This is a genomic window from Caballeronia sp. LZ024, assembly GCF_031451455.1.
GTDB classification, from domain to species: domain Bacteria; phylum Pseudomonadota; class Gammaproteobacteria; order Burkholderiales; family Burkholderiaceae; genus Caballeronia; species Caballeronia telluris.
In genome coordinates this window covers 52,883-78,964 of sequence record NZ_JARUXL010000003.1, presented here as the reverse complement: position 1 = coordinate 78,964, position 26,082 = coordinate 52,883, and the positions used below count along the sequence as shown (strand labels likewise).

General features: G+C 64.3%; 25 protein-coding genes. 8 read left to right on the top strand and 17 right to left on the bottom strand.

Annotated features, from left to right (window positions below):
• Nucleotides 1-98: 98 nt before the first annotated feature.
• The 3 genes from QCE48_RS18290 to QCE48_RS18280 form a co-directional block, all read right to left on the bottom strand.
• On the bottom strand, nucleotides 99-920 hold the full coding sequence (locus tag QCE48_RS18290) for a 3-keto-5-aminohexanoate cleavage protein (RefSeq protein WP_309784288.1): 822 nt from the start codon (nucleotides 918-920) through the stop codon (nucleotides 99-101).
• Nucleotides 921-1,168: 248 nt separating this feature from the next.
• Nucleotides 1,169-1,450, bottom strand: coding sequence for a DUF3303 family protein (locus QCE48_RS18285; protein WP_309784285.1), 282 nt, complete (start codon nucleotides 1,448-1,450; stop codon nucleotides 1,169-1,171).
• A gap of 355 nt (nucleotides 1,451-1,805) precedes the next feature.
• The gene (locus QCE48_RS18280) at nucleotides 1,806-2,108 is read right to left on the bottom strand and encodes a hypothetical protein (protein ID WP_309784284.1); all 303 of its coding nucleotides are present in this window, start codon (nucleotides 2,106-2,108) and stop codon (nucleotides 1,806-1,808) included.
• Nucleotides 2,109-2,482: 374 nt separating this feature from the next.
• Here QCE48_RS18280 and QCE48_RS18275 point away from each other — a divergent pair, with 374 nt between their 5' ends.
• The gene (locus tag QCE48_RS18275; protein ID WP_309784283.1) at nucleotides 2,483-2,785 is read left to right on the top strand and encodes an EF-hand domain-containing protein; all 303 of its coding nucleotides are present in this window, start codon (nucleotides 2,483-2,485) and stop codon (nucleotides 2,783-2,785) included.
• Nucleotides 2,786-2,791: 6 nt separating this feature from the next.
• Here the strand turns inward: QCE48_RS18275 and QCE48_RS18270 are convergent, their stop codons facing one another.
• The 3 genes from QCE48_RS18270 to QCE48_RS18260 all read right to left on the bottom strand — a co-directional run bounded on the left by QCE48_RS18270 (nucleotide 2,792) and on the right by QCE48_RS18260 (nucleotide 5,719).
• Nucleotides 2,792-3,958: an MFS transporter gene (locus QCE48_RS18270; protein ID WP_309784282.1), complete on the bottom strand. Its 1,167-nt coding sequence runs from the start codon at nucleotides 3,956-3,958 to the stop codon at nucleotides 2,792-2,794.
• Nucleotides 3,955-4,749, bottom strand: a complete 795-nt coding sequence (locus QCE48_RS18265) for a DeoR/GlpR family DNA-binding transcription regulator (protein WP_309784279.1) — start codon at nucleotides 4,747-4,749, stop codon at nucleotides 3,955-3,957. The genes QCE48_RS18270 and QCE48_RS18265 overlap by 4 nt, the downstream gene beginning before the upstream one ends.
• Nucleotides 4,750-4,867: 118 nt before the next feature.
• Nucleotides 4,868-5,719 carry an alpha/beta hydrolase gene (locus QCE48_RS18260; RefSeq protein WP_309784277.1) on the bottom strand — a complete coding sequence of 284 codons (852 nt, stop codon included), beginning with the start codon at nucleotides 5,717-5,719 and terminating at the stop codon, nucleotides 4,868-4,870.
• Nucleotides 5,720-5,820: 101 nt separating this feature from the next.
• Between QCE48_RS18260 and QCE48_RS18255 the strand changes: the two genes are divergently transcribed.
• Nucleotides 5,821-6,672, top strand: a complete 852-nt coding sequence (locus QCE48_RS18255; protein WP_207785569.1) for a LysR substrate-binding domain-containing protein — start codon at nucleotides 5,821-5,823, stop codon at nucleotides 6,670-6,672.
• Nucleotides 6,673-6,696: 24 nt separating this feature from the next.
• Here the strand turns inward: QCE48_RS18255 and QCE48_RS18250 are convergent, their stop codons facing one another.
• The 3 genes from QCE48_RS18250 to QCE48_RS18240 all read right to left on the bottom strand — a co-directional run bounded on the left by QCE48_RS18250 (nucleotide 6,697) and on the right by QCE48_RS18240 (nucleotide 9,287).
• Nucleotides 6,697-7,338, bottom strand: coding sequence for a glutathione S-transferase family protein (locus QCE48_RS18250; RefSeq protein ID WP_309784273.1), 642 nt, complete (start codon nucleotides 7,336-7,338; stop codon nucleotides 6,697-6,699).
• A 131-nt stretch (nucleotides 7,339-7,469) separates the two neighbouring features.
• On the bottom strand, nucleotides 7,470-8,912 hold the full coding sequence (locus tag QCE48_RS18245) for a methyl-accepting chemotaxis protein (RefSeq protein ID WP_309784272.1): 1,443 nt from the start codon (nucleotides 8,910-8,912) through the stop codon (nucleotides 7,470-7,472).
• A 249-nt stretch (nucleotides 8,913-9,161) separates the two neighbouring features.
• Nucleotides 9,162-9,287: a hypothetical protein gene (locus QCE48_RS18240; RefSeq protein ID WP_309784271.1), complete on the bottom strand. Its 126-nt coding sequence runs from the start codon at nucleotides 9,285-9,287 to the stop codon at nucleotides 9,162-9,164.
• A gap of 11 nt (nucleotides 9,288-9,298) precedes the next feature.
• On the opposite strand from QCE48_RS18240, the gene QCE48_RS18235 reads away from it, so the two are divergent.
• On the top strand, nucleotides 9,299-9,478 hold the full coding sequence (locus QCE48_RS18235; RefSeq protein WP_309784270.1) for a hypothetical protein: 180 nt from the start codon (nucleotides 9,299-9,301) through the stop codon (nucleotides 9,476-9,478).
• A 65-nt stretch (nucleotides 9,479-9,543) separates the two neighbouring features.
• On the opposite strand, the gene QCE48_RS18230 is transcribed toward QCE48_RS18235, so the two are convergent.
• Both QCE48_RS18230 and QCE48_RS18225 read right to left on the bottom strand, forming a co-directional pair.
• The gene (locus QCE48_RS18230; RefSeq protein ID WP_309784269.1) at nucleotides 9,544-10,305 is read right to left on the bottom strand and encodes a hypothetical protein; all 762 of its coding nucleotides are present in this window, start codon (nucleotides 10,303-10,305) and stop codon (nucleotides 9,544-9,546) included.
• 121 nt (nucleotides 10,306-10,426) lie between these two features.
• A complete protein-coding gene (locus tag QCE48_RS18225; protein ID WP_309784268.1) occupies nucleotides 10,427-11,143 on the bottom strand; it encodes a YdcF family protein in 717 nt (238 codons plus the stop codon).
• Nucleotides 11,144-11,574: 431 nt separating this feature from the next.
• On the opposite strand from QCE48_RS18225, the gene QCE48_RS18220 reads away from it, so the two are divergent.
• The 5 genes from QCE48_RS18220 to QCE48_RS18200 are packed head-to-tail and all read left to right on the top strand — an operon-like array spanning nucleotide 11,575 to nucleotide 17,718.
• Complete coding sequence (locus QCE48_RS18220) at nucleotides 11,575-11,826, top strand: acyl carrier protein (protein WP_087629950.1); 252 nt, start codon at nucleotides 11,575-11,577, stop codon at nucleotides 11,824-11,826.
• Entirely contained in the window at nucleotides 11,823-13,103 is a 1,281-nt protein-coding gene (locus tag QCE48_RS18215; RefSeq protein WP_309784267.1) for an acyl-CoA dehydrogenase family protein, read from the top strand. Before QCE48_RS18220 ends, QCE48_RS18215 begins: the two co-directional genes overlap by 4 nt.
• Nucleotides 13,104-13,106: 3 nt before the next feature.
• On the top strand, nucleotides 13,107-14,162 hold the full coding sequence (locus tag QCE48_RS18210; protein ID WP_309784266.1) for an amino acid--[acyl-carrier-protein] ligase: 1,056 nt from the start codon (nucleotides 13,107-13,109) through the stop codon (nucleotides 14,160-14,162).
• Nucleotides 14,159-15,235 (top strand): DUF1839 family protein, encoded by a 1,077-nt coding sequence (locus QCE48_RS18205; RefSeq protein WP_309784265.1) that lies wholly within the window; start codon nucleotides 14,159-14,161, stop codon nucleotides 15,233-15,235. The genes QCE48_RS18210 and QCE48_RS18205 overlap by 4 nt, the downstream gene beginning before the upstream one ends.
• Nucleotides 15,232-17,718, top strand: a complete 2,487-nt coding sequence (locus QCE48_RS18200; RefSeq protein ID WP_309784264.1) for a glycosyl hydrolase 2 galactose-binding domain-containing protein — start codon at nucleotides 15,232-15,234, stop codon at nucleotides 17,716-17,718. The genes QCE48_RS18205 and QCE48_RS18200 overlap by 4 nt, the downstream gene beginning before the upstream one ends.
• Nucleotides 17,719-17,742: 24 nt before the next feature.
• Here QCE48_RS18200 and QCE48_RS18195 read toward each other — a convergent pair whose 3' ends face one another.
• The 6 genes from QCE48_RS18195 to QCE48_RS18170 form a co-directional block, all read right to left on the bottom strand.
• Complete coding sequence (locus QCE48_RS18195) at nucleotides 17,743-19,548, bottom strand: serine aminopeptidase domain-containing protein (RefSeq protein WP_309784263.1); 1,806 nt, start codon at nucleotides 19,546-19,548, stop codon at nucleotides 17,743-17,745.
• An 87-nt stretch (nucleotides 19,549-19,635) separates the two neighbouring features.
• The gene (locus QCE48_RS18190; RefSeq protein ID WP_309784262.1) at nucleotides 19,636-20,892 is read right to left on the bottom strand and encodes a glycosyltransferase; all 1,257 of its coding nucleotides are present in this window, start codon (nucleotides 20,890-20,892) and stop codon (nucleotides 19,636-19,638) included.
• A gap of 33 nt (nucleotides 20,893-20,925) precedes the next feature.
• Nucleotides 20,926-22,179, bottom strand: coding sequence for a glycosyltransferase (locus QCE48_RS18185; RefSeq protein WP_309784261.1), 1,254 nt, complete (start codon nucleotides 22,177-22,179; stop codon nucleotides 20,926-20,928).
• Nucleotides 22,176-23,402 carry a hypothetical protein gene (locus QCE48_RS18180; protein ID WP_309784260.1) on the bottom strand — a complete coding sequence of 409 codons (1,227 nt, stop codon included), beginning with the start codon at nucleotides 23,400-23,402 and terminating at the stop codon, nucleotides 22,176-22,178. The genes QCE48_RS18185 and QCE48_RS18180 overlap by 4 nt, the downstream gene beginning before the upstream one ends.
• Nucleotides 23,403-23,415: 13 nt before the next feature.
• Nucleotides 23,416-24,861: a DUF6418 domain-containing protein gene (locus QCE48_RS18175; protein ID WP_309784259.1), complete on the bottom strand. Its 1,446-nt coding sequence runs from the start codon at nucleotides 24,859-24,861 to the stop codon at nucleotides 23,416-23,418.
• A gap of 17 nt (nucleotides 24,862-24,878) precedes the next feature.
• Nucleotides 24,879-26,048 (bottom strand): glycosyltransferase, encoded by a 1,170-nt coding sequence (locus QCE48_RS18170; RefSeq protein WP_309784257.1) that lies wholly within the window; start codon nucleotides 26,046-26,048, stop codon nucleotides 24,879-24,881.
• Nucleotides 26,049-26,082 lie beyond the last annotated feature (34 nt).

The window sequence follows — 26,082 nt, the reverse complement described above, 5'->3', positions numbered from 1 at the left end:
GCCCCGATTGTAAGGCTAATTATTCGAGTTGTTGTACCGCAGGCGCGCTCCTCGGGTTTATCCGCAGAGCGCGCCGTTTCGACACGAAGCCGCGTCCGTTACATCGAAAGCAGCTTGCGCGCCTCGGCAGCAGTCGCGACCGGTCGTCCATATTCCGCGCACAGGTTCGCGACGCGTTCGACCAGTTGCGCGTTGCTTTTTGCGAGCGTGTCCTTGTCCCAGCGGACGTTGTCTTCGAGACCGGTGCGGCAGTGGCCGCCCATTTCGAGCGTCCAGTGATTCACTTCGAGCTGGTGACGACCGATGCCGGCCGCGGTCCACGTCGCATCGGGCAAGTTCTTCTTCAACTGCTCGACCTCGAATTCGAGAATCTCGCGGCGCGCAGGCAACGCGTTCTTTACGCCCATCACGAACTGCACGTGCACCGGCGTCTTCAACAGGCCCTGATTGACGAGATCGACCGTGCTGTAAAGCATCGCCAGATCGAAGATCTCGATTTCGGGCTTCACGTTATGGTCGAGCATCATCTGCGCAAGCGAGCGCACGAAGTCGGGCGGATTCTCATAGACGATCGTCGGGAAGTTGACCGAGCCCGTCGCGAGCGATGCCATGTCCGGCTTGAGATCGAGCATCGCGCCGCGCTGTTCGAACGACCGTCCGCGACCGCCTGTCGAAAACTGGATGATGATGTCGGGGCAGTGCTTGCGAATACCTTCCTGAAGCTCGGCAAAACGATGGCGGTCCGAACTCGACTTTTCGTCTTCGTCACGCACGTGCAGGTGAACCAGCGACGCGCCCGCTTCATAGGCTTCGTGCGTGCTTTCGATCTGTTCGGCGATCGTGACCGGCACCGCGGGATTGTCTTTCTTCTTGGGGACCGAACCGGTGATGGCGACCGAGATAATGCAGGGTTGAGTCATGCTCTTCGCTCCTTTGCGGCTCGGGCTCCGGCGCTCGGGGCCGTCCTGCCGATATTTTTAACTAACTAGTACGTTCCAAATTCTGCAGCAATGGCGCGATCGCGACAAGCGCGGCAAACCCTAACGCCGGGACCAGCAATTCGCGAAACACATTGCCGGTATCGCGGGCGCGATCTGCGACGAAGTCACGGCGAGAACGCACCATCGCCCGGTGAAACTGCCCGCAAAAAAAAGGTCCGTTAGCCGCGCTAACCCTGCGCGAGCGTGGTCGACAGCAGCTTGCCGAGTTGTTCGTCCGTCAACGCGGGCGTGATTTCGAAGCTCAGCAGGTCGGCCCACTCGTGCACCCATGCCGCGAGCGGTTCGATGTCCGAACACTCGCACACCGCGACCCCTGCAACGGGGCCGACCGCGTGCCACCGTCCGAGCATCGTGACGCCCTCCGGCGGCGCGCCGCCCGTCTTCACGAAGCGCTCGCTCGCCACCTTCTCCACTTCGGGTAGCGCGGTCCATCTGGCGATGAATAACATGATCCTTGTCTCCGGCGAGAACAACGCGCAACCGGCTGCCGGTTGCGGCAAGCCGGGTCGGCGACTCATCGACGGCGCGCGGGACACGCGCCACGAGTCGTTGATTCAGTATAGGAGCCAGATCAGCGGATGAGCGTACCGCTTTGCGATCGCGCGGCGTCACGTCTGAATAATGAGGCTGCGAAGGATCGGCGTGCGCGCTGTAAGCGCTGATGGTCTCGAACACAACAGCCAAGCGGCGCACGCAAAAATGCCGATCACGACGAGGCCCACCATCAGGAGCGCATTCGCATGCGCTTCGCTGCCCCCTCATGATTCGCGCTAGCCGTTGCATAACGTTGCAATCGAGCGACCGTCAGTGCATGCCTGCGACGGGCACGACCATCACCGGCTGCGCATAGGTGACGACACGCATCGGCGCGATGGCGTATGCGGGATGAATGACGACCGTCGTCGAGCGCGGCGGAGGCTGCGGAACGACGCGCGCCGTCACCGGCACGACGTAGGTCGGCGCGGCGGGAACGTAATAGTAGACAGGACGGGGCGGCGGCGCGTAGACGATGGCGGGCGCCATGTAGGTGACGCGCACGACGGTGGAAGCAGACGCGCCTTCGGAACAGACAAGACCAAGAGCGGCGGCGGCAGAGATACTGATCATACGAAAGCTCATTTGGGACCTCGTGCATTGATCCGGCGGCGATAGGTATGGCTAGCTCGCTGCGCGAACCGTTGAGGCGCTCGTGGCGCCGACGTTGCAAACGATAGGCAAAGCGCCTGCGAAAGAGGAGCCAAAAACTATTTCATTCGATGTCGCGGACTTTTAGGCGAGGGATCATGTAGCCGCTTAAATGCGGCGTCGGACGTGTTCGCCTTCGTGACACGTCGCGACATGATTTGTAGCGAGCCGGGAATTGCCTTGCCGCGGGCGGCGTCCCTAGAATGCGTCTGTCAACGGATGATTCGCCCGGAAGAAGTGGCCGCATCCGGCGCAGCGAAGCCTTGAATCGATCGATGTCCGAGCGGAGAACTCCGATGAAAAAGATGCTTGCCCTCCTTGCCGCGTGTAGCGCCCTCGCCTGTTCGACCGGCGCGCTCGCGCAGACCGCGACTCAGCCGATGGGCGCATCGCCGCACGTCGAACACGCCATGCAGCAACTGCAAACGCGCTTCTCGAGCGCCAACACCACGCACGACGGCAAGCTGACTCGCGAGCAGGCCGCGTCGGGCATGCCGCGCGTTGCGCAGCATTTCGACGAAATCGACACGCAGAAGAAGGGTTACGTCACGCTCCCGCAGATCGAGCGATTCATGCTGCAACGCGCGGCATCGCATTGACCTCGGTCAGTGCGCCGTCGCCGGGCTTTCGGCGTGACGCACGGCCTTACCGCCCGCGAGACAGACGACGAGCGCCGCCGCCAGCAGCACGCACAGTGCGAGCCGCAAGCCGACGAATCCCGCGCCGAGCCCGATCAGCGGCGGACCCACGAGGAAACCGGCATAGCCCGCGGTCGCCGCCATCGACACGCCGATGGCCGGCGTCGCGGTCGAGCGGCCGGCTGCGCTGAAAATCACCGGCACGATGTTGGCAAGGCCGATGCCGACCAATCCGAAGCCCACGCAGGCCGTGACGACGTTCGGCAGGCCCAGCACGAGCGCGAGCCCCGCGGTCGCGACGAGCCCGCCGGCCGCGACGACCATCGACGGACCGAAGCGCCGCACCGACACATCGCCGACGATCCGGCACGCCGCCATCGACAGCGCGAACGCGGAGTAACCGAGCGCGGCAATGCTCGCGTCGCCGCTCAGGACCGAGCGCAGGAAGACGGCGCTCCAGTCGGCCACCGCGCCTTCCACCATCATGCAGAGAAACGCGAGCGCCGCGAGTTTCGTCACGCCGCCGCTCGGCAGCGCGAAGCCGGGAGCGGGCTTGGTCGTGCGCGGCCCTTCCTCGCGCAGCGCGAAGAGCGCGGCCGCGAGCATCAGCGCCGCGATGAAAACGTCCGGCAGCGCCAATCCGCCGATCACGCCCACGCCCGCTTTCTGCAGCATCGCGCCGGTCGCGGCGCCGAGCAGGCCGCCCGCGCTCCACCCCGCGTGAAACGACGACATGATCGGCGCGCGCCATTGCGACTCGATACCACTCGCGTGGCCGTTCATCGAGACGTCGAGTGCGCCGTTGGCCGCTCCGAGCACGACCAGCACCGCGCACAGCGAGACGAGGTTCGGCATCAGCGCGGGCAGCGGCAACGCGACGACGAACGCCGCCGCGAGCAGCGCCGTGGCGCGGCCGCTGCCGAAGCGGGGCGCGAGCTTGCCGGCGAGCGGCATCGCGATGATGGCGCCGAGCGCGAACGCAAAGAGCGCGAAGCCCAGTTGGGTGTCGCTGAGGGCGAGGCTTTCCTTGATGCGCGGCACTTCCACCGCCCAGGCGCCGATCCCGAATCCGTTGCCGAGGAAGACCGCGAGCGTCGCGATGCGCTCGCGCACGAGGTTGACGGGTCGCGTCATGCCGATGCCTCCATCACCTTGCCGCAGGCTGCCCGCAACTGCGCGAGCCGCTCGGCGGACAGTCCGGCTTCGACGATCAGGCAATCCACCGCCGAGGCCGGCGCGACCACAAACGGCGCGGCCGTCATCAGCTTTTCCGATGTCGCCGCGATCGCGACCACGCCGCTCGACTTCACCATTGCGCGCTTGAGTTCGGCCTCTTCGGCGTCGAACGCGGCGACGCCTTCGGCCGGATCGAACGCGCACGCGCCCAGAAAGCAGATGTCGGCGCGGATCTGCTGGATTTGCAGGAGCGCGGTGGCGCCCGTCGCGCCGGCCGCGCGCGTATCGACCCGGCCGCCGATCAGGATCACGTCGAAACCGGGCCGCTCGAAGAGGCGCGCGCACGCCAGCGGCGAGTTCGTCACGACGGTCAGATTGGCGTGGTCCGGCAGCGCGTTGGCGATGGCGACGTTCGTCGACCCGGAATCGAGCAGGACGACCTGACCCGGTTTGACGATCGACGCAGCGGTCGCGGCGAGATTCGCCTTCCTGTCGACGGCCTCGCGCATGCGCTCCGACGCGCTGCGGTCGGCGGGCGACGCGAGCAGCGCGCCGCCGTACACCCGCTTGCAGTGTCCCGCGTCCGCGAGATCGCGCAGATGACGGCGGACCGTGTGCTCAGAAGTGCGCAATTCGGCCGCCAGTTCGGACGCCAGCACGCGGCCGTGCGTGCGCAGCCGGTCGAGGATCAGCCGTTCGCGTTCGTCGGGGAGAAGGCCGTCGAGGGCATCTTGTCGGGTTCGTTGCATCTGCCGGTTGTGCTCATTTGTGCTCGTTGTTCGGTATGAACACGCATCAACGGACACAACATATCACAATCAAGCGAGCGCGCTTCGGAAATGCGGCAAACCGAGCGGAAACGAGCGCCTATGCGCTGACGAACGCCTGCACGAGCCGGTTGAACGCGCCCGCATTCGAGACGTTCATCCCATGCGACGCCCCCGCGATCGTCTCGCGATGCGCGAAGTCGATCCAGTCGACGAGCTTGTCGACGTTGTTGCGGAACATGCGCGGACTTTTTTCGCCTTCGATCAACAACGTGCGGCACTTGACGTCGCGCGCCGTCTCGCGCGAATAGGCGGGCAGCGGATCGCGCAACTGCTTGGGCAGCGTCGTCGCGTTGTCGATCGCCATCGCGCGAAAGCTCGCCGGGCTTCTGCGCCACGAGCCGGGCGTGCTCACCGAGTCGACGAAAAGTTCGAGGCCCGCGTCGATCTCGCCGTCCTCGATCATCGCCGCGACGCGCGTGCGCAACGCATTGGTCGCCGGCGGCAGCGCGGCGTCCGGCCTGCCGTCGATCTGCAACGGGCCGCCCGGGTCCGCGAGCGTGAGCGTCCTGACGAGCCGCGGATGCCGGCGCGCCAACTGGAACGCGACGCAGCCGCCGCGCGAGTGCCCGACGAGATTGACCGGCGCGACGTCGATCGCCTCGATGAACTCGGCCAGTTCCGCGACGTGCGTCTCCCAGCCGAACTCGCCCTGAATGCAGGCTTCGCTCGCCGGCCAGTAATGGCTGAGGCTCACGGAGATGCAGCGGAACTGCTTCGACAGCGCGGCCGTCTGCGCGCTCCAGTAACGATAGTCGCAGAGCGATCCGTGCACGAACACGAGCGGCGCGCCTTCGCCCGCCTCGACGTAGGGAACGCAAATGCCCGAGGCAATCGTCGCAAAGGATATGTCGGGCACAGCCAGCAGTGAGAGATCGGTTCGCGCGTTCATCGGTGGACTCCTTTGACGCCACTATGCCGCACGACGATAATCAAGAAAATCGCATAATATTGATGGCATCCATCTATTTTTCTGATAGCGCGCACATTTTCATGAAGGCACTCGACCTCGACGTGATGGCGATGATCGTCGCCGTGGCCGACACCGGCAACATCAGCCGGGCGGCCGAAGTCGTGCATCGGTCGCAATCGGCGGTGAGCATGCAGATCAAGACGCTCGAAACCGCGATCGGCAAGCCGCTCTTCGTGCGCAAGCCCCGCAGCGTCGTTCCGACCCAGGACGGCGAAGTGCTGCTGACGTTCGCGCGCCGCATGCTCGCGTTGCGCGACGAAGCGTGGGCGGCCGTGGTCCGGCCCGACGTGACCGGGCGCGTGAGCATCGGCGTGCCGGACGACTACGCGTCCTCGCTCCTGCCGCCGATCCTCAAGAAGTTTTCCGCGACGTATCCGAAGGTGGAGATACAGGTGGTCGGCCTGCCGAGCGTCGCGCTCGCGCCGATGGTGAAGGACGGTTCCGTCGATCTCGTCTGCGCGACGCGCGTCAAGGGTCTCTCGGGCGAGTTCATCCGGCTCGAACCGATGGTCTGGGCCGCCGCGCCGAGCGCTCATGAAATCTGGCGCGAGCGGCCGTTGCCGATCGCCGTGTTTCTGCCCGGGAGCGTGGCGCGCGAGAACGCCATTCGGGCGCTGGAGCGCGCGAAGATCAGCTATCGCACGTCGTATGAGAGCCCGAGCCTGCTCGGCCTGTTGACGATGGCCGAAGCCGGTCTCGCCATCGTGCCGCTCGCGCGGTGCGCCGTGCCTTCGCATTTCGCGCTGCTCGGACAGGCGCAAGGTCTGCCTGAGATCGCCGCGCTCGAAGTGGTGCTCGCGCGCAGCACGGCGTCGAAACGGCCGCCATGCGATTTTCTCGCGGAGAAGATCATCGCGGAGTTGCGGCGTTAGACACGCGCGACGCGTGAGGCGCGCTCAGGCGCCGACCACCTTCGCGTAGGACGGACGCTGCGTCGCCGCCGCGAACCACGCCTGCAACGCAGGCAGTTCCGGTGCGGGTTCGAGCCGTTCCGGATAATCCCGCGCGAGCAAGTACCAGCGCTCGGCGGACAACGCGACACACACATCGGCGAGCGTGAAGCGATCCTGCGCGAGGAACGGCTGGCGCGCGAGCAACGCATCGACGATGCCGAGCATGCGAGCCGCCTGCGCGTGCGATGTCCTGATCGCGTCGTAGTTGCGCTCGTGTTCCGGCGTGCGGGTGAGGCCGAGAAACGCGACGCGCAACGTCGACCATAACGTCGCCAGTTGCCAGTCCATCCAGCGCTCGACGTCCGCGCGCGCGGCGGGATCGGCGGGCAACAGCGAATCGCCGCCGCGCGTGGCCGCCAGATAGCGAACGATCGTGTTCGATTCCCACAGCACGCGGCCGTCCTCGACGAGCGTCGGAACGAGGCCGTTCGGGTTGAGCGCGCGGAATTCGGGTGTATCGACCACGCCGAAATGCAGACCGGCGTCGATGCGCTCGAAGTCGCGGCCTTCTTCAAGACCAAGTTCGGCAAGGCACCAGAGCACCTTCTGCACGTTAATGGAGCTGCGTCTTCCGTAGAGTTTCATGGAGCGGGTTCGTCCTTGCGAGGCGGAACATCGGGTGGGTGCCGGGCCTTGCCGCGACGTGTCGCGTCGCGATGGCGGCGAAGTTCCCAATGATCCACGTACACGCCGTGTACCGCAACTCCCGGAAGACTTCAGGCCGCGAGCCTGAACACGCCAATGGCACGCTTCAGTTCATCGGCCTGTCCCGCGAGCGCGGCTGCGGCTGCCGTCGCCTGCTCCACCAGCGCGGCGTTCTGCTGCGTGACGGAATCCATCTGCGCGATGGCGACACCCACGTGTTCGATGCCGCGCGTCTGCTCCGACGACGCGGCGGAGATCTCGCCCATGATGCCGGTCACGCGCGTCACCGAAGCGAGGATCTGCTGCATCGTCTCACCGGACTGCTGCGCGAGGTCTTGTCCTTGAGTCACGTTGCCGACCGATTCGTCGATCAGCGTCTTCACGTCCTTCGCGGCGCTGGCGCAGCGTTGCGCCAGCGCGCGGACTTCCGATGCCACGACCGCGAAGCCGCGGCCGTGCTCGCCCGCGCGCGCCGCTTCCACCGCAGCGTTCAGCGCGAGGATGTTGGTCTGGAACGCGATGCCTTCGATCACGCCGATGATGTCGACGATCTTCTCCGAGCTGCCCGCGATGCGGTCCATCGTGGCGACCACGCCGGCGACGACGCCGCTGCCGCTTTCCACCGTCGACGACGCGCTTTGCGCAAGCTGGCTCGCCTGGCTCGCGCTTTCCGAATTGACCCGCACGGTGGACGTGAGCTCTTCCATGCTCGATGCCGTTTCGGCCAGCGAAGCGGCCTGCTCTTCGGTGCGCGACGAGAGGTCGGTATGACCGTCCGCGATCTCGCGCGACGCGGCCGTGATGCCGTCCGCGACGAGCTTGATCTGCGCGAGCGTTTCGGTGAGGCGCGACTGCATCGCGTGCATCGAATACATCAGGCTCGCGCGGTCGTTGGTGGCGACTCGCACCGGCTCGCTGAGATCGCCGTCGGCGATACGCCGGCAGATGACCGCCGCCTGCTCCGGATCGCCGCCGATGCTGCGCAGCACGCCGCGAATGATGAAGGCCATCGCGAAGGTCAGCACCGCGCCAATCGCGAAGACGATCGCCAGCGACTTCAGCACGATCGCATAGAACGCGCGATCGATGTCGTCGATGTAGGCGCCGGTGTACACATGCCAGTCCCACTCGCGCACGTAGTCGCCGTAAGCGATCTTCGGCAGCGGCTCGTTCTGGCCGGGCTTCGGATACAGATAGGACGTGAGGTGGGTGCCGTCGAGTCCGTGCTTCACGATTTCCGCGGTGAAATGCTTGCCGGTGCGGTCGACAAGATCGTTGATCTTGTTCTCGGTCTCGGGGCGCACCGGGTTCAGGAGTTGCAGCATGTTCGAATCGACGACGAGCAGATAGCCGTTCTCGCCGTAACGCACCGCGCGCAGGCTCACGAGGGCGGCGGCCTTGGCGTCCGCTTCGGAAACCTTCTTGCTTTGCGCTTCCTTCACATGAAACCGCACGACGCTCATCGCCGATTGCACCTGTTCCGCGAGCGCGGTTTCACGTTGATGCATCAGCATCTGGCGCGTTGAAAGCGCGTTGAGTACGCAAAGCAGAATGAGGCTGAGCCATACGAAGCCGACGGTGCTGATCAGCTTGGCCTTAAAGCTAAATTTTTTCACGGTATGTCTTGGAGAAAGGACGAAGAAGCTGCGCCGGTTGTCCGGCACCCGTGCGGATGCCGGGGAACCCAAGCCTTACACCGTGATAACGGCTGCCGCGTCGGCGTCTTTAATTTCGCTTGCTCGCGCGGCCATGTGTCAGGCGAATCAGAATGCGGTCGGCCCCACTGCGCCTACCCAGCGTTTCACCAGCGTCGGATCGGCCTCGTCCATGTAGAAGAAGTGCGTCATGGTTGGCTTGACGGGCTGCGTGTCGGGTTCGTCGAACGTCATCGTGACGATGCATGCAATATCTTCAGCGACGGGCTATCGAGATACTCGACGACATCGTGAAGCGCGGTGAATCCGCTGTCGATGAACTCGCGAAGGTTCTTGCGGATCGCCTCGCGTCCGTGCCAGTCGGCGACACCGAGACTGCATACCGCATCTTCGGCGAAGCAGTCGAAGCCGCGCGCTGGAAGTGACGCCGCAAGAGTATCGGCTCAAGTTCGGGATTTGACGCGGCGCACGTATCGCGGCTGTGCCCTGCTCAATGACCGAGCCGGGCGAGCGCCTCCCTCATCGGACCCATCGACACTCTGACGATGCCATCGAGCGGCGTGTCCATTTCGAGAATCAGAAAGATCGCGCCGGAAGCCGAGAGCGCGCACAGCAGATACGCCGCGATGATCGTGCCGTTGCGCGGCGCGAGCAGACCGAACGTGCCGAAGATGATCGCGAGCCAGCAGACCAGCACGACGAGGAGCGGCATCGGCAGCGTGCCTTCGCGTTGCAATAGCGCAAGCGATCGCGCGGCAAACACGTCGTCCGTGATGCGCAGCGCGCGCGCCTGAAGGTCGCGCTCCACGTCGCTTGCGGGAACGAGCGCGGCAACGCTCCGTTGAAACCCCACCATGCGTCCGATCACTTCCGGATTGTCGAGACGCGCCGAGCGCGTACCGCCCGACGAATCGAGCAGTTCGATCCATGAGGCGTAGTTGTGCCGCAGCGTGGTACGCAGCGGTTCGGTCTCGGACCCGTACTGGGCGAGGACGCTGTCGAGCCGCACCATGCTCGCCGCATTGTGGATGAGATCGTTTTCGACGGTATCGAACGAGCCCTTCGCCGACGAAATCAGCAGGCCGAGCACCAGCGCCGCGATCGTTGCGACGAGCCCGATGCCGAGCTTGATCGCGCCGCTCGATTCGTCGCTCAGGTGATGTTCCGGCAAATGGTCGCGCAAATAGAGGCCGAGCAGCACGCTCGCCGATACGCAGACAAAGACGATCAGAGCGATGATGACGTGGTTCACGCGGCGGCACTCCTATCTTCCCGCTGAAGGCTTGCGTCGTCGATTTAGTCGGGGCAATCGATGCATTAATAGCACAAACGCCGGCGTGGCCGTTTGCACGCTCACCGCCGCCGGCGTGAAATCAATACAGTCCGAGCCACTGCCAAATCCGCAAGCGTACGACCGCGGCGATCTCATGGAGCGCGCTATCGGAGTCGATCCACCCTTCGGGATGCGGCACCCACCACGAATACGGATTGCGCACGCTCGCGACATACGGTTGCGGGTGCAGGTCGAACGCTTCGAATGAAAGCAGCGCGCGCCGCATGTGCAAGGACGACGTGATCAGCACCATCGAGTCATAACGATCCTGCCGCAGCAACCGATCCACATTGCGCGCGTTTTCGTAAGTGTTCATGCTGCGATCTTCGAGCAGAAGATCGGAAGATTCGATTCCGGCCTTGAGCAGATACGGGGTGTACACCTCGGCTTCGGTGCGTCCGTGATGCTGTGGATCACCACCACTTACGATCACCCTACATACAGTTTCGACTTGCCGACATTGCTTGTAAAGCCGGGCGGCCGCTTCGATGCGCGCGCCGGTATCGCCTCGCGGCACGAGACGATTGCTGGCGTCGAAGTCCGTGCCGCCGCCGAGCACGATCAGCGCCATGCGCGGCTTGAACGTGGGCTCGACGGTCGTGTCGTAACCGCTCTGCGCGAGGCGCACGAGCGGCCCGGCGAGCCAGCTTCCGAGCAGCCAGAACACCACTCCGCCCGCGATCAGCACCTGCAGGCGATGTCCGCGCCAGAGCACGAAGAGCGCGACGTAAATAACGAAGAGGGCGACGAGAACCAAGTTGATTGTCCTTAACAAACGAATTCGACAGATTACAGAAAGCGTCTTCGAGCGAGCGCCGGCGCACCGCAGAACGTGCGCATCGAACAGATCATTCCAGCGAAGCGCGCATCGCATCGTACACAAAGGCTCATACCAAAGTCCTCGCTTCATCGGCATGTGTTGCTTCGTGCGTCGACTGCCGGCATTTCGTGCGCCATCGCACGGACACGCATCCCGGCTAATTCGTTAAATACGATCATACAAACGGCATCGCTCGTCGCCCAACGATCGATGTCACGCGCCCGAGTGCGATGTCCCGACAGCCGGACAATCCCGAGACCGGTCGAAGGCTTCGGGCAAGCGCGCGCATGACCTGCGCGCCGCCTTCAGGCAAACACTCGGGACATCACAGAACCGATTCTCTCGGTGGGGCCTCACGGGGAAGCAAAATGAAAACTGAACTGCGCCGCATCCTGTCCGAATCTGCCCGACTCGACGTCCCGGTAGATTCGCTCGGCGACAGCGACGATCTCTACGCTGCGGGACTTTCGTCGCTCGCCACGGTGCATGTGATGCTCGCGATCGAAGACGAGTTCGGGATCGAGATTCCGGACCGCATGCTCACGCGTCGCCTGTTCTCGAGCATCGACGCGCTGGCCGCCGCGATCACCGAACTGCGTCGCTCGCAGGCGGCAGCATGAATGCCAGCACCGAGGCATTGGGCAACGCAGAGTCGGTGCCGGGCCTGATCTACGGCAACGGCGGGCGAGTGCCGCGCAATGAAGCCGAACTGCTCGAAGCAGTGCGCCGGGTTGCCGCAATTGCGGCGGTTCATGTCGATGCCGTCGACCGCGAAGCGCGCTTTCCGCGCGAAGCATTCGAAGCGATGCGCAACGAGCGCTTGCTCTCCGCGATGATCCCGCGCGCGTTCGGCGGCGACGGCCTCGCGCTCGATTGCGTCGCGCGCCTGTGCGAAGCGCTGGCGCAAGCGTGTGCCTCGACGGCCATGATCTACGCGATGCATCAGAGCCAGGTCGCGTGCATCGTCGATCACGGCGCGCAGGTCGCATGGCAGCGCGATCTGCTGGCGCGCATGGTCGACGAGCAGTTGCTGCTTGCATCGGCGACGTCGGAGGAAACGATCGGCGGCAACATGCGCACGAGCGCCTGCGCGGTCGATCTCGTCGAGGACGCATTCTCGATCGAAAAGCTCGCGCCCACGATCTCGTATGGCGCCTACGCCGACTGCATTCTCGTGACCGCGCGCCGTCATCCGGACGCGCCGCCCTCGGACCAGGTCCTGATCGTCGCGCCTCGCGATACGTTCGAACTCGAACCGCGTGGTACGTGGGACACGCTCGGCATGCGCGGCACGTGCAGCGAAGGACATCGGCTCACGGCACGCGGCAACGCCGAGCAGATCCTTCCGGCGCCGTTTTCGAAGATCGCCGACGAAAGCATGCTGCCCGTCTCCCATACGCTGTGGGCTTCCGTGTGGATCGGCGTCGCTGCGGACGCGGTCAATCGCGCGCATCACTTCTTTCGTAATCAGGCACGCGGCAAGCCGGGTGCACTGCCGCCGTCCGCGTCGCGGCTCGCGCAGGCGGTCACGCTCCAGCGCATGATGCAGGCGCGTCTTAATGCGGCGCTCGACGCCGTCGCCGAAGCAGAGGCCGAGCGCACCGCGAGGCAGGCTAGCGAAAGCGACCAGGTGGACACGCCGCTCGGCGCATCGATCGGACTGGCGTCCGATCTCAACATGCTCAAGCTCGCCATTTCGACGACGGCAATCCAGGTCGTGCAGGAAGCGCTGATGATCTGCGGCATGGCCGGCTACAAGAACGACACCGAATTCAGCGTGGGGCGGCATCTGCGCGATCTTCTTTCCGCGCCGCTGATGATAAGCAACGACCGCATCGAGTTGAACACGGCCAATCTGCTGCTCGCGCAGCGGCACGCCGTCACGGGGACAAACTAAAAAATGAACATGCCGAACGAACAGGCCGCGCTCGCCGAGGCCGAAGAAAGCGCGCACGCGCAGCAGCCCTATACCGGATCGGACCCGACGCTGCGCTCGCGCCTCGTCGAAGCCGGCATCCTGATCGAGACCGGGGAGAACGGTCTCTATGGACGCAGCGAAGTGTTCGAAGATGTCGTCGAGCGACTGAACAAGGTCATCACGCTGCTCGGCGCGGACCAGCAGGCGGAGGTGCTGCGCTTTCCGCCCGCGATGCGCCGTCACGACTTCGAGGACAGCGAATACCTGAAGAGCTTCCCGAATCTCGCGGGCAGCATCCATGCGTTCCAGGGCAACGACCGCGGTCATCATCGCCTGCTCGAAGCGCTCGACAGAACAATCGCCGTCGGCGACGAAGAACGCTCCGACGAATGGATGGACCAGCAAAAGCCGACCCGCCTCGTGCTCACGCCGGCCGCCTGCTATCCGGTGTATCCGCTGATCGCGCGGCGCGGCAAGCTCGGCGAAGCGGGCGCCATCGTCGACGTGTTCGCGTACTGCTTCCGCCATGAACCCTCGATCGATCCGAGCCGCTTGCAGATGTTCCGCATGCGCGAGTACATCCGCGTCGGCAGCCCGCAACAGGTGATGGAGTTCCGCCAGAAGTGGATTGAGCGCGGCTCGATGCTCGTGCGTCTCCTGCAGTTGCCGTTCGAGATCGATCTCGCCAATGATCCGTTCTTTGGACGCGGCGGCAAGATCGTCGCCGACAGCCAGCGCGAGCAACAACTCAAGTTCGAACTGCTCGTGCCCGTCGCGACACCGGACAAGCCGACCGCGTGCCTCTCGTTCAACTATCACATGGAACACTTCGGCGAGATCTGGAAGATCAAGCAGGCGGACGACCAACTCGCTCACACCGCCTGCGTCGGATTCGGCATGGAGCGCACCACGCTCGCGCTATTCCGCCATCATGGCCTCGATGTCGCGCAGTGGCCCGCACCGGTGCGCGCGCTCCTCTGGGGCGACGCTGCGCCGATGATCGCCGAGGGACTCGCCCGCCTCGGAACGCCCGCATGAACACGCCCTCGCCCGCTGAAGCCGTGGGCGCGCAGGGCGCCGCTGTGGCGCCGGCGGCGTCGGTCGAATCGATCGGGCCCGTCGCGGTTCCGGCGTTCGAGCCCGCCCCGCGCGCGCTGGTTCGCGAAGCGGGTCGCCACGCGTTGCATCAGGGCGAACGCGTCTGGTTGGAGACCAACTGCTACGTCGATCTGTGGATCGAGTTGCTGCACGACTTCGGTCTCGATCCGCGCGCGGCGCTCGGCTTCACCGTGCTGCAAGCATTCGAAGGCGATCAGTTCACGTTCCCGAAGTTCTTGCTCGACGATCTCGCGACACTCTATGGCGTGCAGGCTCAGGAGCTCGCGATCTACGACACGCTTGAACGCCAGGTGCTCGAACAGACGCGCCGCGGGCATGTCGTGATCGTCGAGGTAGACGCGTTCTATCTTCCCGATACACGCGCGACGAGCTATCGGCAGACGCATTCGAAGACCACGATTGGGATCAAGCGCATCGACACCGGCGCGCGGCAGATGGAATATTTCCACAATGCCGGCTATTTCACGTTGAGCGGCGAGGACTACGACTATCTGTTCCGTCTTGCTTCCGAACTCGCCGGCAATCCGCATGTACTCTTTCCCTATGCCGAGTTCGTCAAGCGCAACCGGCCCGCGTTAAGCGATGCATCGCTCGCCGACGCTTCGGCGAGCCTCCTCGCGATGCATCTCTCGCGGCGTCCGAACAGCAATCCGATCGGCGAGTGGCGCGCCGCCTTCAAGGAGCACGTGCATGCGGTGCTGAATCGCGACGTCTCGTACTTCCATCTGTATTCGTTCAACGTGATGCGTCAGTTGGGCGCGAACTTCGAATTGCTGTCGAAGTACCTTGGCTGGCTGCGCGAACGCGGCTTTGAAATTCCCGATAGCCTTGCGAAAGATGCGCAGCACATCGCGAGCGAATCGATGGTGATGCAGTTCCGCCTCGCGCGGGCACGCATGCGGGCGCGTCCCGACTTCTGCGACGATTGCCTCGACGGTCTCGAAGCGTCATACGAACGCGTGATGACGCCCCTGGCCGCGCTCTTCTCGTGAACGGCAAGCCGCGCGAGCTCGACGCCGGATGGCAGTGCGTCACCACTGCCGCCGGTGCGTTCGCCTCCCCCGCCGAACTCGATTCCGTCACCGGATGGATCGACGCGCCCGTACCGGGCACGGTGGCATCCGCGCTGCGTGCGGCCGGGCGGCTCGACGAGAACGCGGAGCACGCGTTCGCGTTCAGCGACCACTGGTATCGCGTGCGCTTTACGGCCGATGGTGCCCGGACGTTGCGCTTCAACGGTCTTGCGACGATCTGCGAAGTCTGGCTCGACAACCGCAAGCTACTCGACACGGATTCGATGTTCATCGAGCATGACGTCGATATCCACGTCGATGGCGAAGCGGCGCTTCATCTCTGCTTCAGGTCACTAAGCGCCGCGCTTGCGGCAGGGCGCCCGCGCGCTCGTTGGCGGCCCCGACTTGCCCAGCCCGCGAGCTTGCGCAACGTTCGCACGACGCTGCTCGGCCACATGCCGGGATGGTGTCCGCCGATTCAGGCGGCCGGCCCGTGGCGTTCGGTGCAACTCATCGGCGATACGCGCGATTCGATCGATCGTGTCGACATTGCGACGCGCTTAGAAGGGGCCGACGGGATAGCGGAGGTGACGGTACGCTTTCATCATCCGCAAGATGCGCACGCGGTCCGCCTGCATTGCGCGGATGCTTCTGCCGAACTTTGCTGGAGCAATTCACGCACACTGACAGGCAGCGTGTGCGTGCCGAACGTGCGCCTTTGGTGGCCGCATACGCATGGTGAACCGACGCTGCACGCGATAAGCGTGCAATCCGAAAGCCTCGGTGAAATCGCGCTCGGCCGGGTCGGCTTCAGGCATATCGCGATTGATCGGGGCCCGTCGAACGATGGGTTTCAGATCGTCGTGAATTGCGTGCCCGTCTTTGCGCGCGGCGCATGCTGGACATCCGCGGACCTCGTGTCGCTAAATGCTTCGCTCGAAACGATGAAGCCGACATTCGACACGATGCGTACAGCGGGCATGAACATCGTCCGCGTGGGCGGGACGATGCTCTACGAGTCGGACACGTTCTACGAACTCGCCGACGAATGCGGCGTGCTAGTGTGGCAGGACTTCGCCTTTGCGAATTTCGACTATCCCGACGACGACGCCTTCCGCGCGAACGTGGAGCGCGAAGCGCGGCAGTTTCTTTCGCGCACGCGCCGCTTCGCTTCGCTCGCGGTGCTATGTGGCGGCAGCGAAGCGGACCAGCAAGCCGCCATGTTCGGACTCTCGCATGCCCAAGGAAATCAGCGGCTCTTCACCGAGCAGTTGCCTTCGATCGTCGCGGCGGCGCGTCCCGACGTGCCGTATGTGCGCAACTCGCCGTGCAGCGCGGAGGGCGACACTCACGCGCCTCCGTTTGCAACCCGGTCGGGTGTCACGCATTACTACGGGGTCGGTGCGTATCAACGTCCGCTCGACGACGCGCGTCGCGCACAAGTACGCTTTGCGTCGGAGTGCCTGGGCTTCGCCAACGTGCCCGACGATGTCGCGCTCGCGTCGATACCGAACGCTTCGCGGCCGCACGAACCGCGCTGGAAACAGGCGGTGCCACGCGATCCCGGCGCGCCGTGGGACTTCGACGACGTGCGCGAACACTACCTGCGCTCGCTCTATCACGTCGAAACCGCGCGCCTGCGCTATGAAGATCCCGAACGCTATCTTGAACTGTCGCGCGCGGTGGTCGCGGATGTGATGAGCGCGGTGTTCTCCGAATGGCGTCGGGCCGGATCGTCGTGTGCGGGCGGCATCGTCTGGCAGTTGCAGGATCTGCGCGCGGGCGCGGGCTGGGGCATCATCGATGCGCTCGGCGTCCCGAAGAGCGCACTGCATGGCCTTGCCGGCGTGCTACAGCCGGTCCAGGTCGTCGTCACCGACGAGGGACTCGACGGGCTCGACCTGCATCTGATCAACGAGAGCGCGCGCGACGTGCACGCGCGAATCGAGCTCGCTTGTCTGCGCGATGGCACGACGAAGGTCGCCGGCGCATCGCGCGATGTCGTGCTTAAAGCGCGCAGTGTCACGCGGCTCAACGCAACCGCTTTGCTCGGTCACTTCTTCGACTTCACTTACGCGTATCGCTTCGGTCCGCGCGTGCATGAAGCAACCGTCGTCACGCTGCGCGACGCGGTGAGCGGTGAAGCGATCTCGGAAGCGTTTCATTTCCCCGACATGTCGGCAAGCGACCGGCACGAACTCGGGCTTACCGTCGAAGTGGAGAAAGCCGGGCCCGGCTGGCAACTCGTCGTCGGCGCGACACGGCTTGCGCGCTGGGTGCACGTCGTCGATCCGAATTTCCATGCGGCCGTGGACTGGTTTCATCTTAGTCCTGGCGCGACGCGCCGCATTCCGTTGATCGCTCGCGACAAAGCGTCGGCATCGATCCATGCATCGACGCCCGATGGCGAAGTTCGCGCGCTCAATGCACGGCGCTGCGCTGTCTATCGGGCAAGCCAATAGCACTCGCCCGACAGGCCTTCGCGCTCAGGAAATGGCGGGCGTTCCCTCCGGCACCGCAGCATCCTTCGACGTCACGCTCATTTCCTTTAGCAGCGTATCGCACAAGGCGATGACCTTCGCCGAACTCGCTGCAGCGAAGAGCGCGTGATCGATATCGTCGAAGACAGCGACACGCACCGATTCATAGCGCGAAAGACGCCTGCCATGCTTGCCGAAATGCGCGGCCAGTATGTCCATGCTGCTATCGAAGATGCCATAGACCAGCACCGTGCGAACGCCTTTTTCATTGAGCGCATGCAACATCGCGCCGGGCTCGGCAGGCACTTCTTTCGACGATGCTAACCGACGCCGGTCGAGACCGAGCGCATCGACGACGCGCGTACGCACGCGTGTCGCGAGATTGCTCGCGATGAACTTCACAATGGGCATGATGCGCCGTTCGCCTCGGAACACACGCTTCCACTTCGCCGGTTCGAACACAGAGATCGCATAACCGGCCAGCGAATTGAGCGCGGCATCGCGCGGGCGATCGGGCGAAGGCGGCTGCGGCATGGTGAACGTGGGAATGTTGACCGTGACGACGCCCGTCAAAGCGGGTTCGACAATGGCGGCGCGCAGCGCGTGATACGCGCCCGAGCAGATGCCGAACGACACGATGTTGCGAAAGCCCTTCGCCGCGAGCCAGCGCGCTGCATCGGCCGTGTCTTCCGTGGCGCAGGGTGCATAGATGTGCGTGAACGGCTTGCCCGGCTTCAAGTCGCCCTCTTCGGCCGGACTGTCGCCGCGACCGCGTGCGTCATAACGCAGCGATGCAATGCCGCGCCGCGCCAGCTCGCGCGCGATGCGCACCGACAGCCTGCTGTCGCCGACATGCGCACTCGCAGAGGTATTCGCAATGAGCAGCACCGAGTTGCGCGCGAGCACGGTGCGCGGCTCGCAAAGAATGCCGAACAACTGACGCTCTCCGATAAGCACCGGCCGTTCCACCGCTTCAGGCGTTTCGATCATCAGATCGCCGGACCATGACGCCGACTCGGACGACACGTGCGCACTGCGCGCGCGACCCGGCGCGATCCATTCGATGACGCTCGCAAACGTCTTAGCTGGCAGTTCGGAGAGCACGCTCTCCTGGGCGAAGGCCGTGAATTCGTCGAAGGAACGATACTCGACGCTCACGTCGTGTGCGATCAGCGCCGAGCGCAACGATTCACTCGCGGCCGCCCTTACGTGAGCGATCAGCACACGGGCGGCCGGCTTGCATGTGGCGCCGTGCATCATCGCGGCGGCATCGAATGTTTCGAGCGACAGCTTGAGTTCGTCGCTGTAGATCTGACCGAGCACGTTGAGCGGTCCGCTCGCGGGCTGCACGGCCTGCAACGGCGCAGGCATCTGATCGAACCACGTCTTGCGGACCATCATCAGTTCGCGCAGGTAGGCGCGGCCGCTGATCACGGGCGCGAGCAGCACGATGTCGTCGACGGGCCGGTGTCGCGCCGCACTCAGCACGAGCGCGGCGCCAACCCGCAGGCCACATAGCGTGACATGCGCGACGCCCGTCTCCTGCCGGAACCATTCGATCGCGGTCTCGATGTCGAACACAGCCGATTCGAACTGATCGGCCGTTCCGTCGGCGCCCGCCGAGTCGCCCGTGCCGATATAGTCGAAGCGCAACGTCCAGATGCCGCGCGCCGCCAGTTCTTCCGCCATGTGACGCATGCCGTTACGCGTCCACACGGACTCGTGGCCGAGCGTGTTGCACAGGATCACGCCGCGATCGCCGCGTCCTTCATGCAACCACCCGAACCGTCCCCCGAAGACTATTGGTTTCATTATTGTTCCCTCGTGTCCTCGATCGCGTCGAGTGTGAGCCGACATTGTCCGCGAGCCGTCTCACACTCAATTGTTATCGCGCGCACATTACAAATGTAATGGCTGATGCGCAGGCATCGGCGGTGCTGCGGGCTGCATCTGAATGGCGGGCGACAGCGCAAGAAGATTGCGCCAGCGCGTGGCGAACGCGGTCACGCTGTAATGGGCCTCGCAATAGGCAGCGAACTCGGCAGCGGCATCGAGCACGGCGTCGAGATGGATCGACGGATCGGTGACGAAGCGTTCGAGGTCCGCCTCGCTCATCGCGAGAGAGGCGTCGTGAAAGCCGAGACCTTCGTAGGCGGTCGCGTTGCCTACCGGTGGACACCCATGCGAGATCGCTTCGAGCACCTTCGACTTGATGCCGCCGCCGAGGAATGCCGGGCACATCGCGATCGAACCGGAGGTGTACACGTCGTCGTGCGAAGGCGCGAAGCCCGCGAAGCGAACGTTCGGCACGGCATCGTACTTGCGCACCATGCGGCCGTAGACGACGAGCGGCGTGCGCGGCGCGAGGCGCTTCCATAGTTCAAGCAGATAGTCGATCGAAAGCCGGTTCTGCAACTGGGTATCCGAACCGATGAACACGAATCGAAGCGGATTGGCAGGACGCGTCAAAGGTTTCGTCGATGTCATCGGCGGCGCGATCACATGGACCTTGCGCATCGAGGTCCGCGAATCGAGCAGCGCACCGAGGGCTCTCGCGTCATCCGACGAAACCAGCGTGACCGCGTGCGCCGCTTCGACCGCCTGACGCTCGTGTCCTTGCAGGCAATATCGCTCGTACCGCAGGAACGCCTGGCGGATGACACTCGCATTGGCAAGCCTGACGAGCGGTCCCGGAATCGACTTCGTCAGATAGCCGGGAGAGACCGGCAAGCGTGCATCGTAAAGAATCGCGGCACGGCGCGACATCAGATCGTCGAAGTCGAAGATGATTGGCCTGCGCCCGATCAGCACGCGAATGCCCGGCGCATAGTCGACGAGCCGGATGCCGTCGAGATAGACCACGTCGGGCTTGAACTCGGCGATGACCGCAGCGAGTTTGCGCTCCTTGCGGCGATCCGCGAACATCGCGACCTGGAGCGCACACGGTGCGCCTGTCGCGACACCGCGCACCAGCCTGGTCAACGCCGCCATCTTTGCGGCCACGCCGCCCGATTCGAACAGCGAGCGGATCGTGAACTCGCGCAGTTCCACTTCGCGTCCGATCGCATCCCGGATGAAGCGAAGCGTTCGCTCGCGCCCGTTCGTGGCCTCGGGAGGGATGTCCCGCGTCATCACCATCAGTACCCGCTTTCTCATGAGCAACCCCGTGCTTGTTCTTTACATCGCTTGTTATTTGTCGGACACGTCGGCCTCGACTTTGCGATCGATCGCCCGTCGCGAGCGTGCCGTTCTGGTACGTGCCGTCACTGCGGCCATCAGCACCCGTTCCAGCTCGATCGCCTGCTTCGGCGGCACGAAGCGCTCGCGTTGCGCGTGGCAACGCGATGCCATCTCCGCATAGAAGGCGCGATCCATCGCCATGCGTCTGATGAGTGCGCCGAGCGCATCGGTATCGCCCTTCGGTGCGACAAGTTCCGGCATGCCCTCGTAGACCTCGGGCAAGCCGCCCGAAGCGAACGCGATCGATGGCTTGCCGAACTCCCACGGTTCGATCGCGACGATGCCAAACGGCTCGTCCCACATCGAGGTGACGACGACGAGGTCGACGATTCCGTAGAACGCCTCCCGGTCCATGAAACCGTGGTGCTTGACCGTGAGGCTCGGGTACTGGCGAAGCAGATCGGGCAGGACGCCTTCCTTGTCCCTTCCGGCGATGTGCAGCTCGACGCCTTGGGCGTTCGCGCGCTTGACGCTCTCGAGCAACGGCGCGATACCCTTGGTTTCGTCGATGCGTCCAATGAAGCCGATGCGAAAGGGCGTGCCCGGCGCACCCGGACGCCTTTGCATGAAAGAGATCCTTGCGGGCGCGTTGTGAACCACGCTGCGCTCGCCCCGCGCAAAAAAGCCGAGTTCGCGATGACGCTCTTCCACGAAGCGGCTCACGCTGACGGAATGACTCACTAATCGCGACAGCCACGCCTTCGGTCGCGCGAAGCTGCGGCACTGGCCGCACGGTGTCGAACACGCGTGCCCGTTTTTGAACATCGTCGAGCGCGGGCACACGAGCCAGTAATCGTGATTGATGTGCACGACGGGAATACGACGCAACCACGCCGCGATCCACATCGCCGGGCCAAGTCCCTTTAGCGTATTCGTGCAGAGTACGTCGGCGTCCAGTTGCTTCAGCTTGCGCAACGCCATCACGAGCACTAGCGGATTAAACAGGTCGATCATGCCGAACAGCGTCTTCTTGAGAACGCCTCGCCCAGTATGTGCGAACTGGTTGTAGACGTTCACGTTCGGAAGCAGATGCACGTCGATGCCGTCCACGACCGCGCGGCTACCGGTTCGTGTGTCGGACAAGGTGAGCACGCTGACTTCGTGTCCGCGCGCGCTCAGTTGCAGCGCGAGCGCATGGACCATCACTTCGGCGCCGCCCACGACATTCGGAGGAAAGCGATTGGCACTGAGGCAGATCTTCATGCGCGCTCCGTGCGGTGAAGTGCAAAGCCGAAGGTGATCGCCCAGAACATCACGAGCGATACTGCGGTGCCTGTCGCGGGCGCGTACATCATGAGCGAACGCGGCATGAGGACGGGTGCCGCCGCAATGGCCGCGACGGTCATCGCCTGCTTGATCATCACGAGACGGTAGCGGCGCGCGGCGACGAGCCAGGTGCTGAGTCCCGCATCGGCGAACGTGGCGATCGCGCATGCAGTCCCATAGATCATGACCGGCACGCCCGCTTCGAAGGCCGGTCCGTAGATGAGTAAGAACGCGCGTTCCCCGACGAAAATGCTGCCGGTCCACGCGACCGCACCCACCGCGGCAAGATAGAGCGCGAGCCTGCTCGCCCTCGCGACGAGTTGCCGTTCGTTGCGCGCGGCGTAGACCATCGTCGGAGCCAGCGCGAGGGCGAGCGTCGTACCAACCGAATTCCACTGCTCGACGAGCGACGCCGCCGCTGCATAGATGCCGAGATCGGCCTTCGACATCATCACGCCGAGCAGCAAGCGATCCATGCGCAGCACGACGACGCTCGCCGCTATCGCGGGCCAGATCTTCAGCCCGCGCAAGACGAGCGTTCGAGTAACGACGGCATCGCCGAGAAGCGATTTCGGCGTGCGGAACGCAAGCGACCGATAGCGGCTGAACGGCGCGACCGCGGCGACGCACGCTTCGAGCGGCCACGCGAACGAAGCAACGACGGCGCCGACCGACGCATGCGCCGCACCGAGCAGCCACAGCACGCGCACACCGCTCGCGTACGCCTTCGCCCGCGTGATGACCCACGGCTTGGTTTCCGCATAAGCCATCAGCGAACCGAGCGCGAGCGGTTCAACGATCAGGACCAGCGCCGCGATGAGCGTGAGCGCCGTCGCGCTTGACGAAGGCATCGCGATGGCTACCGCTGCCATGAACAGGATCATCACCGCGACGGTCAGCGTCAGGCGCAAACGGAACGTACGATAGAAAACGATGTGCCGCAGGCGCCGATGCTTGCCGAGGATCGGCGCGATAGTCGGAGAGCCGAAGATCAGCGCGACGCTGCCGACCACGTATGCAAGCGAGAGCGCAAACTGAAGCTCGCCGAAGAGCTGCGCCCCATAGATGTTCGCGAACAAGTGGTTGCTCGCGATCGCCGCGAGCGCGCCGACGATCTTCTCGCAGACCACGCCCGAGAACGACGAGAAAAGGAGTTGCACGAGCGAGTTCACGTTATCCCCGTATGCGACGATGGAACCCGGCCACGCGGGCATCGACGCAATACCACCAGACGAGCGCGATCAACACGTATCCGAGCGTGCGCAAGCCGAACAGATTCCAGTACTCGCCCTGCTGCAAGCCGAAGCCCGCATACGAGACGATCTTCGTCACGAGCCACAGCATCACGACGCCACCACGCTGCGTCACGACGATCTGCGCGGCCGCAAGGGCGCCATACACCACGCCGGTGAATGCAATGAAGAGCGCTGCGCCCGCGAAGCCGAACCAGTAGACGGGCACCGCCATCTGGCCCATCGTGAAGGTCACATCGTCGCGAACGTAGGCGCGCAGCACGTCGGGTGTTCCGTAGGCGAGCATCACGTCGCGCAAGCCGCTCACGGCGCCATCGCTAAAGAACGTCGGCGCTGCGGGCGATGTAAGCGAACTCAGCACACGCGAAAATGCGGCCGCGCCGCCAGCGGGCGCATCGAAAAGGCCCGCGTCGCTATCGACGACATACCAGACCTGGCCTTGCAGCAAGACACGCGACATGACCGTATCCGACAGGTCGAGCCCTTGTCCCTTGTATGCATAGAACACCGATGCGCAGCCAAGCGCGAGCGCAATCGCCGCGCCGACCCCGAGATAGCGAACCACGCGCTCGCCGTTCGCGGCCTCGATGGCAATGAACGGCACGATCACCGCAAGGCCCACGCCCAGCACCGACATGAACTGCTCGCCATGCAGCACCAGAAGCCCCACGTCGGCGACGATCATGAGGATCGCGGTCCATCTGACCAGGCGGGTCGGCGCCGAGCAGAACGTGCCGAGCAGCACGGCCACGAACAACTGATTGTTAAGGAACAGGTTGAAGAGCGGCCCGGCACTCGCGCTGTCGTTGCGCAACGCAAAGCGGTTGACGCCCTTGAGCAGCGCGAAGCCTTCCGTCGCGCCGGCGATGACGCCCGTTGCGATCACAGCCGCGCCAAGCGCGAGCCCTAGCGCGATGCTGCCTTGCTCGACCGTCATGCGCGGCACAAGCGGCCCACGCGCGCGACCCTCGCGATACAAATAGTTAAAGCCGACCAGCGCGCAAGCCACAAAGATCAGATAGAACCACAAGAGCCGGCTAAAGGCGCCGGTTGCTTCGCCCTGAACGCCGGTCTCCACGAGAAAACCGCCGCTTTCGATGCCGACACCCGCGACGAACACCGAGAGACTGATGGCAAAGAGATAGAGCAGCGACACCGAAAACACCGGCCGCGCGATCACCAGCGCGACAAGGCCGACACCCGCGAGCGCGAGCGCCCCCGTCGCGCTGTACGATGCAAGACCGAGCGACGGCAACGCCGCGTTGGTCAGGAACGCGAGCGCATAAAACGCGGGAAAGATCAGACCGGCGGCGGAGTAGCCGGCCGCGCCTGAATTGACCGCTCGCATCGAATGGTGTGCTGCCATCAGAGTCCTTTGATCCGCTACGCACGACGCTGCGTCGCACGACGCAGTGCGCGGTGCAGATCCGCGCTCACCGCCGCGCTCGAAAAGCGCCGGGCATTCGCCCTGCCGCTTTGCGCCAGCGTGCGGCGCAGTTGTTCGTCCTTCAAGATCCGTTCGATCTCCCTGCGCCAACCGACGGTCTGCGTCGGTTCGTTCACGGCAAGAAACGAGTCGGCCATCGTGAATCGGTAGACGGGCAGATCGGAAGCGATCACCGGAAGCCCCACCAGTTGCGCTTCGATTACCGTGCGCCCGAAGCCTTCGTGCAGCGTCGGCGACACGTAGACGTCGGCCGCCTGATAGCAAAAGGCGAGGTCTTTATCACTTGCCCCTTCGATGAAATGTGCCTTGATGCCCGCATCGCGTGCGATGCCTTCGCATTCCTTGCGGTTCGCGGCGTTCTGCGCCTTGCCCACGCGCAGCATCATCACGTCCTTGCGGCTGAGTTCAGCCATCGCGCGAAACACGACAGCGTTGTTCTTGCGCGTTTCGTCGGTGCCCACATTGAGGAACACGGTTTCGTTGCCGATCGCAACGCCCAGCTTCTCACGCAGGTGCTCGCGGGCGCGTTCGCGCACGCCGGCATCGACAGGAACGATGCGTTCGTCGAACGCGTTAGGCACGAGCTCGATGCGATCCGGTTTGATCCCGAGTTCCTCGATGCCGTCGCTTACTGTGACGCCCGTCGTCGACACCACAAGGTCGGCCTTGGCGATCAGCGGTTGCAGCATGCGCATGTAGCGTGCTTTGAGCGTCTCGACGATTCCGCGCGTACGATCGGGAAAGATGACGTGATGCATCACGATGCAGACCTTCCCGCGCGCGAGTCGCACAAACGGGATCATGTAGGCCATGTCTTCCTGGTACAGCACGATAAGGTCCGCCGAACGCGCCGCGAGCATCGCGCGCAACGGATAAAGCACGAAATGCGTCCAGTAGCGCTTGAGCGAGCGCGGCTCTGCGGGGATGTCGATGGACTCGACCGTGAAGTCGTCGAACGTCTTCACCATCTCGAGGCAATCCAGGCTGTAGCGCATCACGCCGTTCCAGCTTGCCGGCCGGGGCCCCAGGAACCAGACGACGCGCGTGCGGGTCGTCTCGTCAAGAGGCTCCGACTTGTTCAACAACGATTCGCTGATTGCGTCCATGCCGCCGGTTCTCCGTGACCGCGCAAACGTGCGC

Bases quoted from the DNA above. Each gene is read 5' to 3' on its own strand.
- QCE48_RS18175 (WP_309784259.1), bottom strand. From the start codon at position 24,861: ATGGCAGCACACCATTCGATGCGAGCGGTCAATTCAGGCGCGGCCGGC.
- QCE48_RS18285 (WP_309784285.1), bottom strand. From the start codon at position 1,450: ATGTTATTCATCGCCAGATGGACCGCGCTACCCGAAGTGGAGAAGGTG.
- QCE48_RS18255 (WP_207785569.1), top strand. From the start codon at position 5,821: ATGAAGGCACTCGACCTCGACGTGATGGCGATGATCGTCGCCGTGGCC.
- QCE48_RS18280 (WP_309784284.1), bottom strand. From the start codon at position 2,108: ATGATCAGTATCTCTGCCGCCGCCGCTCTTGGTCTTGTCTGTTCCGAA.
- QCE48_RS18170 (WP_309784257.1), bottom strand. From the start codon at position 26,048: ATGGACGCAATCAGCGAATCGTTGTTGAACAAGTCGGAGCCTCTTGAC.
- QCE48_RS18185 (WP_309784261.1), bottom strand. From the start codon at position 22,179: ATGAAGATCTGCCTCAGTGCCAATCGCTTTCCTCCGAATGTCGTGGGC.
- QCE48_RS18205 (WP_309784265.1), top strand. From the start codon at position 14,159: ATGAACACGCCCTCGCCCGCTGAAGCCGTGGGCGCGCAGGGCGCCGCT.
- QCE48_RS18240 (WP_309784271.1), bottom strand. From the start codon at position 9,287: ATGACGTTCGACGAACCCGACACGCAGCCCGTCAAGCCAACCATGACG.
- QCE48_RS18210 (WP_309784266.1), top strand. From the start codon at position 13,107: ATGAACATGCCGAACGAACAGGCCGCGCTCGCCGAGGCCGAAGAAAGC.
- QCE48_RS18265 (WP_309784279.1), bottom strand. From the start codon at position 4,749: ATGCAACGAACCCGACAAGATGCCCTCGACGGCCTTCTCCCCGACGAA.
- QCE48_RS18195 (WP_309784263.1), bottom strand. From the start codon at position 19,548: ATGAAACCAATAGTCTTCGGGGGACGGTTCGGGTGGTTGCATGAAGGA.
- QCE48_RS18270 (WP_309784282.1), bottom strand. From the start codon at position 3,958: ATGACGCGACCCGTCAACCTCGTGCGCGAGCGCATCGCGACGCTCGCG.
- QCE48_RS18250 (WP_309784273.1), bottom strand. From the start codon at position 7,338: ATGAAACTCTACGGAAGACGCAGCTCCATTAACGTGCAGAAGGTGCTC.
- QCE48_RS18290 (WP_309784288.1), bottom strand. From the start codon at position 920: ATGACTCAACCCTGCATTATCTCGGTCGCCATCACCGGTTCGGTCCCC.
- QCE48_RS18245 (WP_309784272.1), bottom strand. From the start codon at position 8,912: ATGCTGATGCATCAACGTGAAACCGCGCTCGCGGAACAGGTGCAATCG.
- QCE48_RS18215 (WP_309784267.1), top strand. From the start codon at position 11,823: ATGAATGCCAGCACCGAGGCATTGGGCAACGCAGAGTCGGTGCCGGGC.
- QCE48_RS18220 (WP_087629950.1), top strand. From the start codon at position 11,575: ATGAAAACTGAACTGCGCCGCATCCTGTCCGAATCTGCCCGACTCGAC.
- QCE48_RS18275 (WP_309784283.1), top strand. From the start codon at position 2,483: ATGAAAAAGATGCTTGCCCTCCTTGCCGCGTGTAGCGCCCTCGCCTGT.
- QCE48_RS18235 (WP_309784270.1), top strand. From the start codon at position 9,299: ATGCAATATCTTCAGCGACGGGCTATCGAGATACTCGACGACATCGTG.
- QCE48_RS18260 (WP_309784277.1), bottom strand. From the start codon at position 5,719: ATGAACGCGCGAACCGATCTCTCACTGCTGGCTGTGCCCGACATATCC.
- QCE48_RS18190 (WP_309784262.1), bottom strand. From the start codon at position 20,892: ATGAGAAAGCGGGTACTGATGGTGATGACGCGGGACATCCCTCCCGAG.